Source organism: Seongchinamella sediminis, assembly GCF_003457605.1.
GTDB classification, from domain to species: Bacteria; Pseudomonadota; Gammaproteobacteria; order Pseudomonadales; family Halieaceae; genus Halioglobus; species Halioglobus sediminis.
The window spans coordinates 85,395-100,994 of the sequence record NZ_QRAN01000013.1; the positions used below are offsets into that span (position 1 = coordinate 85,395).

15 protein-coding genes are annotated in these 15,600 nt (G+C 61.5%); all 15 read left to right on the top strand.

Annotated features, from left to right (window positions below; genetic code table 11):
- Positions 1 to 12: 12 nt before the first annotated feature.
- The 15 genes from DWB85_RS12860 (at position 13) to DWB85_RS12930 (ending at position 15,591) form a co-directional block, all read left to right on the top strand.
- Positions 13 to 1,536, top strand: coding sequence for a fumarate hydratase (locus DWB85_RS12860; RefSeq protein ID WP_117955269.1), 1,524 nt, complete (start codon positions 13 to 15; stop codon positions 1,534 to 1,536).
- Positions 1,529 to 2,983, top strand: coding sequence for an exodeoxyribonuclease I (gene sbcB, locus DWB85_RS12865; protein ID WP_117955271.1), 1,455 nt, complete (start codon positions 1,529 to 1,531; stop codon positions 2,981 to 2,983). The genes DWB85_RS12860 and sbcB overlap by 8 nt, the downstream gene beginning before the upstream one ends.
- A 144-nt stretch (positions 2,984 to 3,127) precedes the next feature.
- The gene (locus DWB85_RS12870; RefSeq protein ID WP_117955274.1) at positions 3,128 to 4,144 is read left to right on the top strand and encodes an aspartate carbamoyltransferase; all 1,017 of its coding nucleotides are present in this window, start codon (positions 3,128 to 3,130) and stop codon (positions 4,142 to 4,144) included.
- Complete coding sequence (locus tag DWB85_RS12875) at positions 4,141 to 4,758, top strand: NUDIX domain-containing protein (protein ID WP_117955276.1); 618 nt, start codon at positions 4,141 to 4,143, stop codon at positions 4,756 to 4,758. Before DWB85_RS12870 ends, DWB85_RS12875 begins: the two co-directional genes overlap by 4 nt.
- Before the next feature lie 79 nt (positions 4,759 to 4,837).
- A complete protein-coding gene (gene murJ, locus DWB85_RS12880; RefSeq protein ID WP_239017326.1) occupies positions 4,838 to 6,358 on the top strand; it encodes a murein biosynthesis integral membrane protein MurJ in 1,521 nt (506 codons plus the stop codon).
- 91 nt (positions 6,359 to 6,449) lie between these two features.
- Positions 6,450 to 7,388, top strand: a complete 939-nt coding sequence (ribF, locus tag DWB85_RS12885; RefSeq protein WP_117955282.1) for a bifunctional riboflavin kinase/FAD synthetase — start codon at positions 6,450 to 6,452, stop codon at positions 7,386 to 7,388.
- 8 nt (positions 7,389 to 7,396) lie between these two features.
- The gene (gene ileS, locus DWB85_RS12890; protein WP_117955284.1) at positions 7,397 to 10,201 is read left to right on the top strand and encodes an isoleucine--tRNA ligase; all 2,805 of its coding nucleotides are present in this window, start codon (positions 7,397 to 7,399) and stop codon (positions 10,199 to 10,201) included.
- Complete coding sequence (gene lspA / locus DWB85_RS12895; RefSeq protein ID WP_117955287.1) at positions 10,170 to 10,712, top strand: signal peptidase II; 543 nt, start codon at positions 10,170 to 10,172, stop codon at positions 10,710 to 10,712. The genes ileS and lspA overlap by 32 nt, the downstream gene beginning before the upstream one ends.
- Positions 10,705 to 11,160 (top strand): FKBP-type peptidyl-prolyl cis-trans isomerase, encoded by a 456-nt coding sequence (locus DWB85_RS12900; protein ID WP_117955289.1) that lies wholly within the window; start codon positions 10,705 to 10,707, stop codon positions 11,158 to 11,160. The genes lspA and DWB85_RS12900 overlap by 8 nt, the downstream gene beginning before the upstream one ends.
- Complete coding sequence (gene ispH / locus DWB85_RS12905; RefSeq protein ID WP_117955291.1) at positions 11,160 to 12,110, top strand: 4-hydroxy-3-methylbut-2-enyl diphosphate reductase; 951 nt, start codon at positions 11,160 to 11,162, stop codon at positions 12,108 to 12,110. The genes DWB85_RS12900 and ispH overlap by 1 nt, the downstream gene beginning before the upstream one ends.
- A 147-nt stretch (positions 12,111 to 12,257) precedes the next feature.
- On the top strand, positions 12,258 to 12,824 hold the full coding sequence (locus DWB85_RS19970) for a GspH/FimT family pseudopilin (protein ID WP_117955367.1): 567 nt from the start codon (positions 12,258 to 12,260) through the stop codon (positions 12,822 to 12,824).
- Between the two features lie 125 nt (positions 12,825 to 12,949).
- The gene (locus DWB85_RS12915; protein WP_117955370.1) at positions 12,950 to 13,504 is read left to right on the top strand and encodes a GspH/FimT family pseudopilin; all 555 of its coding nucleotides are present in this window, start codon (positions 12,950 to 12,952) and stop codon (positions 13,502 to 13,504) included.
- Positions 13,492 to 14,064 (top strand): type IV pilus modification protein PilV, encoded by a 573-nt coding sequence (gene pilV, locus DWB85_RS12920; RefSeq protein ID WP_117955293.1) that lies wholly within the window; start codon positions 13,492 to 13,494, stop codon positions 14,062 to 14,064. Before DWB85_RS12915 ends, pilV begins: the two co-directional genes overlap by 13 nt.
- A gap of 25 nt (positions 14,065 to 14,089) precedes the next feature.
- Entirely contained in the window at positions 14,090 to 15,079 is a 990-nt protein-coding gene (locus DWB85_RS12925; protein ID WP_162846116.1) for a PilW family protein, read from the top strand.
- Positions 15,076 to 15,591: a PilX N-terminal domain-containing pilus assembly protein gene (locus tag DWB85_RS12930; RefSeq protein ID WP_117955298.1), complete on the top strand. Its 516-nt coding sequence runs from the start codon at positions 15,076 to 15,078 to the stop codon at positions 15,589 to 15,591. Before DWB85_RS12925 ends, DWB85_RS12930 begins: the two co-directional genes overlap by 4 nt.
- Positions 15,592 to 15,600: the final 9 nt, after the last annotated feature.

A 15,600-nucleotide genomic window follows, 5' to 3' on the forward strand; every position in this document is an offset into this window, starting at 1 on the left:
AGGACACCTGCCATGACTGTCATCCGTCAGGACGATTTCATCGATAGCGTCGCCGACGCCCTGCAATTCATTTCCTACTACCACCCCAAGGACTTCGTCGACGCGGTGCACGAGGCCTGGCAGAAGGAGCAGAATCCGGCCGCCAAAGATGCGATGGCCCAGATCCTGATCAATTCCCGCATGTGTGCCGAGGGCAAGCGGCCGATTTGCCAGGACACCGGCATTGTTACCGTGTTCCTGAAGATCGGCATGGACGTGCAGTGGGATGCGCAGATGTCGGTCGCCGACATGGTCAACGAGGGCGTGCGCCGGGCCTACCTGAACCCGGACAATGTGCTGCGCGCTTCCATCCTCGAGGACCCGGCCGGGGCTCGCAGGAACACCAAAGACAATACCCCTGCGGTCATCCACATGGAGGTCGTGACCGGCGGTACCGTGGATGTACAGGTGGCCGCCAAGGGCGGTGGCTCCGAAAACAAGTCCAAGATGGCCATGCTCAATCCCTCGGACAGCATCGTTGACTGGGTGGTCAAGACCGTGCCGACCATGGGCGCCGGCTGGTGCCCGCCGGGCATGCTGGGTATTGGTATTGGCGGTACCGCGGAGAAAGCGGCGGTCATGGCCAAGGAATCCCTGATGGAGCCGATCGACATTCACGAGCTGCGGGAACGCGGCCCCGCCAACCGGGTGGAGGAGTTGCGCCTGGAGATCATGGAGAAGGTCAACAAGCTGGGCATTGGCGCCCAGGGCCTGGGCGGGCTGACCACCGTGATGGACGTTAAAATCCACGACTACCCGACCCACGCGGCCTCGCTGCCGGTGTGCATGATTCCCAACTGCGCCGCCACCCGCCACGCCCACTTTGTGCTCGATGGTTCGGGCCCCGCGCTGCAGACACCGCCGAGCCTGGATGACTGGCCGGATATTACCTGGGAAGTGGGGGAGCAGGTGCGGCGGGTCAACCTCGATACCGTGACTCCGGAGGAGGCGGCGCAGTGGCAGCCCGGTGACACCCTGTTGCTGTCAGGGAAGATGTTGACCGGCCGCGACGCTGCCCACAAGAAAATGAAGGAGCTGATCGAGTCCGGCGAGGGCCTGCCGCCGGAAGTGGACCTGAAAGGCCGCTTTATCTACTACGTCGGCCCGGTCGACCCGGTGCGCGACGAGGTGGTTGGCCCGGCGGGTCCCACCACTTCCACCCGCATGGACAAGTTTACCGACTTCATTCTTGAGAAGACCGGCCTGCTGGGCATGATCGGCAAGGCCGAGCGCGGGCCCGCCGGCATCGAGGCGATCAAGAAACACCGGGCAGTGTACCTGATGGCCGTGGGCGGCGCCGCCTACCTGGTGTCCAAGGCTATTACCTCGGCTAAAGTTGTCGCCTTCCCCGAGCTGGGCATGGAAGCCATTTACGAGTTCGAGGTGAAGGACATGCCGGTGAGTGTGGCGGTGGACGCCGAGGGTGTATCCGTGCACGAGGTGGGCCCGAAGATCTGGCAGGCGAAGATAGAAGAGCAGGCCCTGGACCTTGTCTAGGGACACGACCTACTACTGGCACGACTACGAAACCTTCGGCGCAGACCCCTCCCGTGACCGCCCGGTGCAGTTTGCCGGTCTGCGTACCGACGCCGAGCTGAACCCGGTCGGCGAGCCGCTGGTCATATTCTCCCGTCCCGCCGGTGATTTCCTGCCCCACCCGCAGGCCTGCCTGGTCACCGGCATCACGCCCCAGCAGGCGCTGGAGCAGGGCCTGCCGGAAGCGGAGTTCATTGGCCGGATTCACCAGGAACTGGCCGCCCCGGGCACCTGCGGCGTGGGCTACAATTCCCTGCGTTTTGACGATGAAGTCACCCGCTACACCCTGTACCGCAACTTTTACGATCCCTACGCCCGGGAGTGGCAGAACGGCAATTCCCGCTGGGACATTATCGACATGTTGCGGGCCTGCCAGGCGCTGCGCCCGGAGGGCATCGAGTGGCCTCTGCGGGAGGACGGGCTGCCGAGCTTTCGCCTGGAGGACCTCACCGCGGCCAATGGTATCGCCCACGAGGCGGCCCACGATGCGCTGTCGGATGTGGAAGCCACCATCGCCATGGCGCGGCTGATAAAGGACCAACAGCCGCGCTTGTACGACTATGTGGTGCGGCATCGCGACAAGCAGTCGGCATCAGCCCTGCTCGACCTGGACAACATGAAGCCGGTGCTGCACGTGTCCGGCATGTTCGGGGCCCTGCGACACAATATCGCGCTGATCGTGCCCCTGGCCATGCACCCGAAGAACAGGAACGAGGTGATCTGCTATGACCTGATGGCGGATCCGGGGGTACTGCTGCACTCCACCGCCGACGAGATACGGGAACTGCTCTATACCCGTAGCGACGAACTGCCCGAAGGTGTTGAGCGCCCCGGGCTGAAGTCGGTGCATATCAATAAATGTCCCATCCTGGTGACGGCAAAAATGGCCGACCCGGAAACAGCCGCCCGGCTGGGCATATCCGGTGACCAGTGCCGCAGGCACCTGGCGGCCCTGCGTGAACTCCGCGATCGCGATCCGGCGGCTTTTACCGGCAAAATACAGGCCGTTTACGCCGGCCGCAGTTTCGAGGAAATCAGCGACCCGGATCGCATGCTGTACAGCGGCGGTTTTTTCTCCGATGCCGACAGGCGCCTGATGGACCAGGTGCGACAGTGCGGCCCCGGGGAGCTGGCCACAACCACCTTCCCCTTCGCTGACGCGCGCCTGCCGGAGATGCTGTTCCGCTACCGGGCGCGCAATTACCCGGACAGCCTCAGCCCGGAAGAGCGGGCCCAGTGGGAGGAATTCCGCTTCCAGCGTCTCACCGAGCCCGATGCGGGCGCCAGTATCTGCATGGAGGAGTACCAGGAACTCATCCAGGCGCTGATGGAGTCCGGCGAGTTGAGCCTGCCCCAGTGCGAGCTGATGGAGCGGTTGCTGGAATACAGCGACAGCCTGCTGGTTTAGTTCCAGATCGTCGTCATCCCGGCGTGCGCCGGAATGACGGTAATGGGTCCCCTGCCTGCACACAATCTGGTATTAAGCACATGGCCCCCCGCCGACCCTGACCGTATAATCGCCCAAGTTCACCAGAGCCTGGAGTTATCAAGCGTGGAATTTGCCGGCAGTCATATCCTGTCAATCCAGCAGTTCGAGCGCGGCGACGTGGAGCGCATCTTCGCCGTTGCCGACCAGATGGAGCCCTACGCCCAGCGCCAGCGGGTAACCAAGGTGCTCGACGGCGCTATCCTCGGCAATATGTTTTTCGAACCCAGTACCCGGACCCGGATCAGCTTTGGCAGCGCCTTCAACCTGCTCGGCGGCGAGGTCCGGGAAACCACCGGTTTTGAGTCCTCTGCGATCGCCAAGGGTGAATCGCTGTACGACACAGCCCGCGTGCTCAGCGGTTATTCCGACGCCATTGTCATGCGCCACCCGCAGGCGGGTTCGGTGGCAGAGTTCGCCGCCGCCAGCAGGGTGCCGGTATTGAATGGCGGTGACGGCAGCAACGAGCACCCCAGCCAGGCCCTGCTGGACTTGTATACCATCAAGAAGGAGCTCGCCGGCCAGGGGCGTACCATCGACCAGTTGCGCATCGCCATGGTCGGTGACCTGCGCTACGGCCGTACCGTGCATTCACTGTGCAAGCTGCTGTCCCTGTATCGCGATGTGCAGGTCAGGCTGGTGAGCCCGCAGGAGTTGCGGATGCCCGCCGACATTGTCGAGCAGATGCGCAGCGGTGGGCTGCAGGTGCAGGAATCCGAGGCCCTGGAGGAAAGCATTGCTCGCGTAGACATCGTCTACTCCACCCGTATCCAGGAAGAGCGCTTCAACTCGCAGGAAGAGGCGGACCTGTACCGCGGGCGGTTTCGTCTCAACCAGTCCGTCTATACCGCCTATTGCGAGCCCAACACGGTGATCATGCACCCGCTGCCCCGGGATTCCCGCGACAATGCCCGGGAACTGGACGACGACCTCAACGACAATCCCAATCTCGCCATTTTCCGCCAGACCGACAATGGCATGCTGGTGCGAATGGCGCTGTTCGCCCTGACCCTGGATGTGGTTGACCAGGTGGCGAAGCATTCCCGCGAGGTCAACTGGTACACGGCGGGCCGCTTTCAATGACGCTGAAACCCAGGTTCGGCGCCGCTGATGTCAGGGTGCTGGAAGATGAGACCGCCTATGACGGCTACTTCAGCATTCGCCGGCTCACGCTGCAGTACCGAGCGTTTCAGGGGGGGTGGGTGGAGCCCCAGGTCCGGGAAGTGTTCGAGCGCGGCGACGCGGTGGGCGTATTACCCTACCATGCCGCCAGCGATTCGCTGGTCCTGATTGAGCAGTTCCGCCCCGGCGCCCTGCGCGGCGACAGCAGCCCGTGGATGCTGGAACTGATCGCCGGCATCGTCGAGCACGGGGAGAGCGATGCCGAGGTGGCGCACCGGGAGGCCATGGAAGAGGCGGGCTGCGAGCTGCTTGAGTTGCATCCCATCGCCACGCTGCTGCCCAGTGCCGGGGCCTGCAGTGAGCAGGTCCAGCTCTACTGTGGCCGGCTCGATGGCCCGGTGAGTCCCGGGGTACACGGGCTGGCCGACGAGGGGGAGAATATTCTCGTTCACTCGGTGCCGGTGGCGGAGGCGTTCGAACTGCTGGCGCAAAACCGCATTCCCAATGGCCACACGCTGATCTCCCTGCTCTGGCTGCAGCACAATATCCAGTCCCTGCGGGAGCGCTGGGGCTGAGCCCCGGGCGGGTCGAGTGACAGATACTGCGCACACCCCCAGGGCGGGCCTGCTGCGTTCCAGCGCCCTGGTCGGCAGCATGACCATGATTTCCCGGATGCTGGGGCTGCTCCGGGATGTGGTTATCGCCGCCTTTGTCGGCGCCAGCGCCAATGCCGATGCCTTCTTCGTGGCCTTCAAGATCCCCAATTTCCTGCGCCGGCTGTTTGCCGAGGGCGCCTTTGCCCAGGCCTTCGTGCCGGTACTGGCGGATTACAAGGAGGCCGGATCCCAGGAGGCGGTGAGAGCGCTGGTGGCCCGGGTCGCCGGGGTGCTGGGCGGTACCCTGCTGCTGCTCACTGTCATCACGGTAGCGGCCTCACCGCTGGTGGCGGCCCTGTTCGCCCCGGGCTTTGTCAGCCAGCCGCAGAAATTCCAGCTCACCGCGGATATGATCCGCATTACCTTCCCCTATTTGCTGCTGATTTCCATGACCGGATTCTGCGGCGCCATACTCAACAGTTATGGCCGCTTTGCTGTACCGGCGTTCACTCCGGTGTTTCTCAACCTGTCACTGATTTTCGCCGCCACGGTCGCCGCCCCCTGGTTCGATGAGCCGGTGTTTGCCCTGGCCTGGGGGGTGTTCTTCGCCGGGGTGATCCAGTTGCTGTTCCAGCTGCCTTCCCTGTATCGCCTCGACCTGGTGCCGAGGCCCGTGCTCGATGTCCGTCACGAGGGCGTGCGGCGGATACTCAAGCTGATGGTGCCGGCCCTGTTCGGGGTGTCGGTGAGCCAGATCAACCTGCTGCTGGACACGGTGCTGGCCTCCTTCCTGCCCACCGGCAGCGTGTCCTGGCTGTATTACTCGGACCGCCTGGCGGAACTGCCCCTGGGGGTGTTTGGCATCGCCATCGCCACGGTCATCCTGCCCAACCTGTCGGCCCATCGCGCCGCGGCGCGGGAGGCACAGTTTGCCTGCACCCTCGACTGGGCCATGCGCTCGGTCCTGCTGATCGGCGTGCCGGCGGCGGTGGCGCTGATCCTGCTGGCGAAACCCATCCTCATCACCCTGTTCCAGTACGGGGAGTTGACCCCCGCAGACGTGGAGATGGCCGCGCTCAGCCTGCGGGCCTACAGTCTCGGGCTGGTGGCCTTCATGCTGGTGAAGGTGCTCGCGCCCGGCTATTACGCCCGCCAGGACACCGCAACGCCGGTGAAAATCGGGATTATCGCCATGGTGGCCAATATGGTGATGAACCTGCTCTTCGTGCTGCCACTGCTGTGGTACTTCAATGTCGGCCACCTGGGGCTGGCGCTGGCCACCAGCCTCTCCGCCTGGCTGAACGCCGGCCTGCTGCTGCGCGGGCTGCTGAAACAGGGGGTATTCAGCTGGCAGCCGGGCTGGGGTGCTTACGCGGCGCGCCTGCTGGCAGGCACGCTTGCCATGGCGCTGGCCGTTCTGTTGCTGGACCGCGAGGTGGCGGCCTGGCTGGCCTGGGGCTGGCAGCGGCGGGCGCTGGAAATACTGCTGGTATGCGGGGCGGGTGTTGCCGCCTACCTGCTGGCCCAGCTGCTTGCCGGCACGCGGATGCGGCATTTACGCGCCCCCGGGGGGCTGTGATCAGTGCCGAAGCGGGCAAATTGCCCGTTTCAGCCACTGCATGCATTCGTTATAATCCGTCGTTTGGTTCGACCGGGCATCCCCTCATCTCATGGAGCTGATACGTGGCCTGCATAACTTGCGGCCCAGACACCGCGGCTGCGTAGCCACTATCGGCGCCTTCGATGGCGTCCATCTGGGGCACCAGGCGGTGATCAATCACCTGAAAAGCAAGGCGGACGAGCTGCGGCTGCCGAGCACCGTTATCGTGTTCGAGCCCCTGCCGCGGGAGTATTTCGCGCCGGTCAAGGCGCCGGCGAGAATCATGAGCTTCCGGGAAAAATTCCGGGCCATGGAGCAACTGGGGGTGGAGCGCTTGCTGCGCATCCGCTTCAACGAGGCCCTGCAGGAGATGTCTGCGCGGCAATTCGTCGAGGATGTGTTCGTGGCCGGTCTGGGGGTGCGTTACGTGGTGCTGGGAGACGACTTTCGGTTTGGCAACGACCGCCAGGGCGATATCCATTTCATCCAGCGCTACGGCGAGGCCCACGGCTATGAAGCGGTGCCGACGCCCACCGAGGAGTGGCAGGGCGACCGGGTGAGCAGTACCCGTATCCGGCAGGTCCTGGAAGCGGCGGATTTCGACCGCGCCGAGCGCATGCTGGGGCGGCCCTACTGTATTTCCGGCAAGGTGATTTACGGCCGGCAGCTTGGCCAGACCATCGGCACGCCCACGGCCAACCTGCAGTTGCATCGCCTGCGGGCGCCACTGGCCGGCGTCTACGCGGTCCAGGTGAGCGGCGGTGGCCTGCACCAGGCGCAGGGCGTGGCCAACGTGGGTGTTCGGCCCACGGTAGACGACAGCATCAAGGCCAACCTGGAGGTGCACCTGCTGGATCGCAATATCCAGCTGTACGGCCAGCACATTGAGGTGTGCTTCCGGCACAAATTACGGGATGAGAAGAAGTTCGACTCGGTGGAAGAACTGCGGGCGAACATTGAACGAGACATTGAAAATACACGGTCCTGGTTCGCACAGCACCAGGTATGACGAGTGATATGAGCGACTACAAAGACACCCTGAACCTGCCCAAGACGGCATTTCCGATGAAGGCCAGCCTGACCCAGCGCGAGCCCCAACGGCTGAAGCAGTGGCAGGACATGGACCTGTACGGCAAGATTCGCGCCGCCAGCGCGGGCCGGCCCAAGTTCATTCTCCACGATGGCCCGCCTTACGCCAACGGCGAGCTGCACGTGGGCCACGCGGTCAACAAGATCCTCAAGGACATTATCGTCAAATCGCGCACGCTGGCGGGTTTCGATGCACCCTACGTTCCCGGCTGGGATTGCCATGGCCTGCCTATTGAGCTCAATGTCGAGAAAAAAGTCGGCAAACCCGGGGTCAAGGTCAGCCCCGCCGAGTTTCGCCAGAAGTGCCGCGACTACGCCGCCCGCCAGGTCGACGCCCAGCGCGAGGACTTCATGCGCATGGGGGTACTGGGGGAATGGTTTGATCCCTACCTGACCATGGACTTCCGCTTCGAGGCCAATATCGTGCGCACCCTGGGGCGGATCGTCGACAACGGCCACCTGCACAAGGGTTTCAAGCCGGTGCACTGGTGCACGGACTGCGGTTCCGCGCTGGCGGAAGCGGAAGTAGAATACAAGGACAAGCACTCGCCGGCGATCGACGTGGCCTATACCGCGGTGGACCCCGGTACGCTCAACGCCGCCTGCGACAGCGACTACAGCGGCGAAATCGCCATCCCGATCTGGACCACCACACCCTGGACCCTGCCGGCGAGCATGGCGGTCAGCCTGCATCCGCAGCTGGAATATGTGCTGATCGAAGGCGCGGGGCGGGCGCTGCTGGTGGCCGCGGAACTGGCCGAGGCCTGCGCCAGCCGCTATGGCCTGCCGGGGGCCGCTGTACTCGGCCGCTGCCAGGGCGCGGCTCTGGAGGGCGTGCAGCTCCGGCATCCCTTCCTGGATCGCCAGGTCCCGGTGGTGCTCGGTGAGCATGTGACCACCGAGGCCGGCACCGGGGCTGTGCACACTGCCCCGGCCCACGGTCAGGACGACTTTGTCGTGGGTGGCAAGTATGGCCTGGAGGTCCACAACCCGGTGGGCGGCAACGGCGTATACCTGCCGGACACCGACTTTTTCGCCGGCCAGCACGTGATGAAAGCCAATCCGGCGATTATAGACCTGTTACGCGACAAGGGCGTGTTGCTGCACGACGAGCAGTACGAGCACTCCTACCCGCACTGCTGGCGCCACAAGACACCTATTATCTTTCGCGCCACGCCGCAGTGGTTTGTCAGCATGCAGCAAAATGGTCTGCTGCCTGCCGCCAAGGCGGCGGTGGAACAGGTGCAATGGGTGCCGGACTGGGGCAAGGCGCGGATCGACGCCATGCTGGAAAACCGTCCCGACTGGTGTATCTCGCGGCAGCGCACCTGGGGCGTGCCGATCACCCTGTTCGTCCACCATGAGAGTGGCGAACTGCACCCGCGCACTGCGGAACTGGTCGAGGCGGTGGCGCTGCGTATCGAGGAGGCTGGCATCGATGCCTGGTTTGACCTCGATCCCGCGGAGCTGCTGGGCGCCGGGGCGGGGCAGTACGACAAGATTACCGACACCCTCGACGTGTGGTTCGACTCCGGCGTCACCCACGCCTGTGTGCTGCGCCAGCGTGAGGGCCTGCAGTCGCCGGCTGACCTGTACCTGGAAGGTTCCGACCAGCACCGGGGCTGGTTTCAGTCCTCGCTGCTGACCGGCATCGGCGCCTACGGCGAGGCGCCCTACAGGACCGTACTCACCCACGGCTTCACGGTAGACGGGGAAGGGCGCAAGATGTCCAAGTCCCTGGGCAACATCATCCCCGCCAAAAAGGCGATGAACGACCTGGGCGCCGATATCCTGCGCCTGTGGGTTGCGGCGGCCGATTTTCGCGGCGAGATTGCGGTCTCCGATGAAATCTTCAAGCGCACCGGCGACTCCTATCGCCGGATCCGCAATACCGCGCGCTTCCTGCTGTCCAACCTCAACGGCTTCGACCCGGCACAGCACAGTCTGGCATTTGGCGACATGCTGTCACTGGACCGCTGGGCGGTGGACCGGGCTGCCAGCCTGCAGGCGGAACTGGCCGAAGATTATGCCAATTTCCACTTCCACCAGATCTACCAGAAGCTGCACAACTTCTGTGCCGGCGACCTGGGGGGCTTCTACCTGGACGTGATCAAGGATCGCCAGTACACCACCAGGGCGGACTCGGTTGCCCGCCGCAGCGCCCAGACTGCGATGTATCACATCGGCGAGGCGCTGGTGCGCTGGATTGCGCCCATTCTCAGTTTCACCGCCGAGGAGATCTGGGAGAACCTGCCCGGTGAGCGGAGTGAATCGGTGTTCCTGGAGCAGTGGTACGGCGGCCTGCAAACCATTGCCGACGATGAGCCGATGGGGCGTGGCTACTGGCAGCAACTGATGGCCGTGCGGGCGGCAGTAAACAAGGAAATGGAAGTACAGCGCGCCGAGAGTGGCCTGCGCGGCTCCCTCGACGCCCAGGTAACCCTCTATGCCGACGATGAACTGGCCGGGGCGCTGGCGGCGCTGGGCGACGAGCTGCGTTTTGTACTCATCACCTCGGCCGCCGCGATTGCCCCCCTCGCTGAGGCCGATGCCGCAGCGGCGGTAACCGACATCGACGGCCTCAAGGTCCGGGTGGTCGCCGCCTCCGCCGAGAAGTGCGAGCGTTGCTGGCACCGGCGGGAAGATGTGGGTCTGTTTGCAGCCCATCCCACCCTGTGCGGGCGCTGCGTGGAAAACGTCGATGGCGACGGCGAGCAACGTCGTTTTGCGTAACGGTGTCAATGCCTGGCGGTGGTTTGTCCTGGCCGGCCTGGTGGTATTGCTGGACCAGTACACCAAGGGCCTGGCCAGCAGCGAACTGGCCTATGCCAGGCCGGTGGAGATATTCTCCTGGTTTAACCTGACCCTGCAGCACAATAGCGGTGCCGCCTTCAGTTTCCTCAGTGACGCCGGCGGCTGGCAGCGCTGGTTCTTTACCGTAATCGCGCTGGTTATCAGTATCGGGCTGGTCGTGTGGCTGACCCTGGCCGAGCGCGGCGAGTGGCTGCTGGGTTTGAGCCTGGCGCTGATCCTCGGCGGCGCCATTGGCAATTTGTGGGATCGGGTCCTGCTCGGTTATGTCGTGGATTTTATTTCAGTACACTACGGGGGGTGGTACTTCCCCGCCTTCAATATCGCTGATTCGGCGATTACCGTTGGCGCCGGGTGTATGTTGTTGGACAGTTTTCTAGCTACCCGCCGTAACCACCCGGACGGTAGCGATGCAGGCAGGTTGAATGAGTAATATCGATGTCCCCGTAAGCGAAGGCACCCGTGTCTTCCTCAACTTTTCCGTCAGCCTCGAGGATGGCTCCGAGGTGGACAGCAACTTTGGCGCTGATCCGGTGGATTTCGCCATCGGTGACGGCTCGCTGCTGCCCGGGTTTGAGCGCTGTATCTTCGGCATGAGCGCCGGCGAGCGGCAGATGTTCAAGGTGCCCCCGGAGGATGCCTTCGGCCAGCCCAATGAAAACAACGTCCAGCAGCTGCCGCGGGACCAGTTCGACGACGACATTGAGCTGGAGATTGGGCTGGTATTTTCATTTGCCGATGCCGGCGGCGGTGAGCTGCCGGGGATGATCGTCTCTTTTGACGACCGCGAAGTGACGGTGGATTTCAACCATCCGCTGGCGGGCCGGACTATACTGTTTGATGTCATGGTTCACCGGGTGGAACCGGCGGAGCTGCACTGATGGATATTCAGCTTGCCAATCCTCGCGGCTTTTGTGCCGGCGTGGATCGGGCGATTGATATAGTCAACCGCGCCCTGGAGGTGTTTGGGTCGCCGATATATGTGCGCCACGAGGTAGTGCACAACAAATTTGTGGTTGAGGACCTGCAGGCACGCGGCGCCATTTTTGTCGACGAGCTGGAAGAGGTTCCCGACGACTGTATTGTCATTTTCAGCGCTCACGGGGTGTCCCAGGCGGTGCGCAAGGAGGCCGCCAGGCGCCAGCTCAAAGTGTTCGACGCCACCTGCCCGCTGGTCACCAAAGTGCATATGGAAGTGGCCCGCTTCAGCGCCGAGGGCCGCGAGTGCGTGTTGATCGGCCATGCCGGGCACCCGGAAGTGGAGGGTACCATGGGCCAGTACGACCATTCCGCCGGCGGTGCAATCTACCTGGTGGAAGACGAGTCCCAGGCCGCCAGCCTCGAGGTCGCCAATCCGGACAAGCTGTCCTTCGTGACCCAGACCACCCTGTCCATGGATGATACGGCCCGGGTCATCGACGCCCTGCGCGCCCATTTCCCGAACATCGAGGGGCCGCGCAAGGACGACATCTGCTACGCCACCCAGAACCGCCAGGACGCGGTCAAGCAACTGGCCGCGGGCTGCGACCTGGTGCTGGTGGTGGGGTCGCCCAATTCCTCCAACTCCAACCGCCTGCGCGAGCTGGCCGAACGCATGGGCGCCGAGGCGCACCTGCTGGATCGCGCCGCAGACATCGACCCGGCCTGGGTCGAGGGCAAACAGCGCATAGGCGTCACCGCCGGCGCATCCGCCCCCGAGGTGCTGGTGCAGGAAGTCATCGACGGCCTGCGCCAGCTGGGCGCCGATGTCCCGGTGGAAATGGCCGGGCGACCGGAGAACGTGACCTTCTCCCTGCCCCGGGAATTGAGAATTGCGGCCAAGAACCTGTAAATACGCTACTGCTACTGCTACTGCTACTGCTACCGCTACCGCTACCGCTAGCGCTATCGATCATTTTTCGTCACTTTCAGCCTAAATAATCCAAACGTTCAATAATCTGGAACTCCGGGGCTAACCTCTGTGGCAGGGAGGTGATCCGTGGAAAAACTAAGTTGTCATGGTCGGCAGAGTGCTTTTACATTGCCAGAATTTGTGGTGAGCTTGGCGATACTGTCTCTGTTGATCAGCCTGGGAATACCCTCTTTCGGTCGTATTATCAGTACCGCCGCAATTCGCTCTGAAGCAGGTCGGTTGGTAGCCTCTATCAACCAGACGCGTAGCCTGGCAATTCTGCGCAACCTGCCAGCGACCATGTGCCCCGGGACGTCAAACCCTGGTCAACCAAAGTGTAGCGGTTCCTATCGACAGGGTTGGATTGTATTTTCAGATGTGCAGGGGAATCGGGTTTTTGACGCGGGCGAGGATGAACTGGTACGCAGCTTCGAGCCCATAAAAACTGGTTATCTTGTGACTAACCGGCTGGGGACCAGGCTGGCGAACGAGAAGATAACTTTTTACCCGGATGGTACCGCTCGAAGAAACCTGACCTTTCAGGTGTGTGGGCCTGATAACAGCTCAGAGCAAGCGTGGAGCGTCATCTTGAATATAATTGGCAGGCCACGGGTAGCGAGAGGATGGGGACATTGCCCGGTTGGCGAATTGTGACGCTCATCACATATTCTGTAAGGCGAGGTCCGCCTGTCTGAAAAAGTCTACCTTTTATCAAAATACCTTTGAAGAAAATGTTACTCCCCCGGAGAATGTGGCGTTAATGATTCCTGGGGGGACTCATGACCGCGCGTATTTCAAAAATCACTGCCGGCTTTACGCTGATCGAACTGATGATCGTCGTGGTCATCGTGGCTGTCGGGATGGCTCTGGCCGCCCCGTCATTCTACACAACGCTTAAGAACAACAGGCTACGTACAGAAGCAGATCGAATTGTAACCAGCTTCAATCTGGCTCGAAGTGAGGCTGTCAAACGGAGTGTTGATGTCGTTGTCTGTGCCAGTCCGGACGGTGCGACGTGTTCAGGAGGCCCGGCGGATGGTTGGCTGGTATATGCCGACCTCGACCAGGATGCAGTTTTGGATCCGGCTGATATACCGATCAAAGTCTACGAGGCATTACCCGCTGACTACAGTATTACCGCGACTAACGGTGGGGCATATCCTGGCGGGAGTATCGTATTTTATCCGGATGGGAGTTCCAATTCCCCTGACACCATATTTCTATGCCCCTCTGATGACGATGCCGAGGCTGCCTGGGCAATCAGTGTGAATGCCCCTGGTAGAGTGACTGCCGTTAGAGGAAATAATGGAGGGGCTTATAAATGCGCGCCCTGAATGCAGCGGGTATCGGTCGGCAAAAGCCCCAAACGGGGGTTGCCTTAATTGAGGTTGCAATTGCCATCCTGGTGATAGCGGTCGGAGCTATTGGCTTGGCCAGCATGCAGCTGTCGGCCAAAAGAGCGGGTTTCGAAGCCGTTCAGCGTACGTTCGCATCCGGTGTGGCGATGGATATTCTTGAGCGGATGCGTCTGAATCCGGGAGTCCTTGATAGCTATGAGAGCACCGTTGGCGGCGCCACGCTCTCGACTCCGGGAAGCACATGTCTTGGCGCCAGCTGTACAGAAGCGCAGCTGGTGGCAGCCGACTTGTGGGCCTGGGAGCAGGCGCTTGACGGCGCTGCGGAAACTCGTGGCGGTGCTTCGGTGGGAGGACTGCTTAATCCCACTGGATGTATAGATGTGGATGGCCGGCAGGTTGAGGTGACAATAGCCTGGGAGAGTTATGAAACATTGTCGGATCCGGATGCGACTAATACCTGCGGCCAAGGAAACTACGGCGCATCAGATGCCAATCGCCACCTGCTGGTGGTCAATACCTATATTGTAGAACTCTGACGTTAGAGCGATGGTGCCACTGGACATGACTCATTACAGGTTTCAATTCGGACTGTCTTTGGTTGAGCTGATGGTCGCTCTTTTGTTGGGCGTCGTCCTGTCGTTTGGCGCGGTCAATTTGTTTATGCAAAGTAAATTCAGTTTTTTGCAGGATGAACAGACAGCGCGCATGCAGGAAGGAGGTCGTTACGCCCAGCGTTATATAGCAAGAGAGCTGGGCATGGCCGGATTTTATGGCGGTGTTCTTCGCGGTGCTGACATCAACTCCAATTTAGTATCGGGCGCCAACAATTGCTACGACTGGCTCGCCGATACGAGCAGGTTTGTTGAGCACAGGAATAATGTGGACAGCGTAGGAACAACGGCCACAGCACAAACCTTACCCAGTGCTTGTTTGTCTGCTACTGATTCGCTAGTGCCGAACACCGATGTGCTGCTTGTTCGCCGGGTAACGGACGACACACAATACCTGCGTGATGAAACCGCAACTGTAACCGGGTCCGCGACCTTCGATGCGGCAAGAGTGTATCTCAGGCTCGAGGACTATAACGTTTCAACCACGCTGGAGACCGGTAATAATGTGGGTACCGCCGGCAGCATGCCGTTGTCAGTGTGGCCATACCGGGCGCAGCTGCTATTTGTGCGGGACTGGTCAGTGACTGTTGGCGATGGCGTACCTGCATTATGCCGCAAAGAAATGAGCGGTGGTGTTATGGGGCCAACTACCTGCCTGGTGGAAGGAGTGGAAAACCTGCAGGTGGAGTTTGGTATTGACACGGATGATGATTACATCCCTGACCAGTACCTGGACGCGCCGAACCAGGCGCAGTTGAGTCTCGCAATGTCTGCGCGGATATTTATCTTAATGCGTTCGACCAACGCCCTGGCTGGATATACCAACGACAAAGCTTACAACCTCGGTTCAACCCCAGTAGCGGCGCAAAACGATGGCCTGTACCGCCGGGTTTATCAGACTTCGACCCTTTTGAGAAATTCGGAGGCATTGGGGATATGAATACGCAGACATCGTACAAGCGGCAGCAAGGATTGGTTCTCATAGTATCGTTATTGTTGCTGCTGGCGATGGCCTTGCTGGCGATGGCGGTTTCGCAAACCAACCTGCAGCAGTTACAGATGTCAGGTAATGACCAGGCAAAAGCGGAGTCAATGCAGCATGGGCTGGCCATAGTAGACTCTATTATCTCGGACAAGAACAATACCGCGGTTGTTGGTGATGTAGGCTTTCGCTTGTGTGATATTGGTCTTTCCTCCGGTTGCGACGACTATTTAATCAATGTTGATCCTGCGGTGTTGGATGCAGACGCCACTATTGAGTATTACGTCGAACGTGTTGGCCCGGAACTCACCAGTGCACCATTTCTGGATGAGGAAAATGCAGGCAGCGCGGCGGCGTTTTCGGTCGCGCGCCAGGAAATTGTCGTCGAATACGACCGGAGTTCCGCTGGCCTGGGGAAAGTGCGATTGGCTCAGGGACTGCTCAGGCTGATACCCAAAACAGTGCAGTAACGGAGATAC

Coding starts and splice junctions, on each gene's coding strand:
- ileS (WP_117955284.1), top strand. CDS start 7,397: ATGAGCGACTACAAAGACACCCTGAACCTGCCCAAGACGGCATTTCCG.
- DWB85_RS12925 (WP_162846116.1), top strand. CDS start 14,090: ATGACTCATTACAGGTTTCAATTCGGACTGTCTTTGGTTGAGCTGATG.
- ribF (WP_117955282.1), top strand. CDS start 6,450: ATGGAGCTGATACGTGGCCTGCATAACTTGCGGCCCAGACACCGCGGC.
- murJ (WP_239017326.1), top strand. CDS start 4,838: ATGACCATGATTTCCCGGATGCTGGGGCTGCTCCGGGATGTGGTTATC.
- DWB85_RS12875 (WP_117955276.1), top strand. CDS start 4,141: ATGACGCTGAAACCCAGGTTCGGCGCCGCTGATGTCAGGGTGCTGGAA.
- DWB85_RS12860 (WP_117955269.1), top strand. CDS start 13: ATGACTGTCATCCGTCAGGACGATTTCATCGATAGCGTCGCCGACGCC.
- lspA (WP_117955287.1), top strand. CDS start 10,170: ATGGCGACGGCGAGCAACGTCGTTTTGCGTAACGGTGTCAATGCCTGG.
- DWB85_RS12900 (WP_117955289.1), top strand. CDS start 10,705: ATGAGTAATATCGATGTCCCCGTAAGCGAAGGCACCCGTGTCTTCCTC.
- ispH (WP_117955291.1), top strand. CDS start 11,160: ATGGATATTCAGCTTGCCAATCCTCGCGGCTTTTGTGCCGGCGTGGAT.
- DWB85_RS12915 (WP_117955370.1), top strand. CDS start 12,950: ATGACCGCGCGTATTTCAAAAATCACTGCCGGCTTTACGCTGATCGAA.
- pilV (WP_117955293.1), top strand. CDS start 13,492: ATGCGCGCCCTGAATGCAGCGGGTATCGGTCGGCAAAAGCCCCAAACG.
- DWB85_RS12930 (WP_117955298.1), top strand. CDS start 15,076: ATGAATACGCAGACATCGTACAAGCGGCAGCAAGGATTGGTTCTCATA.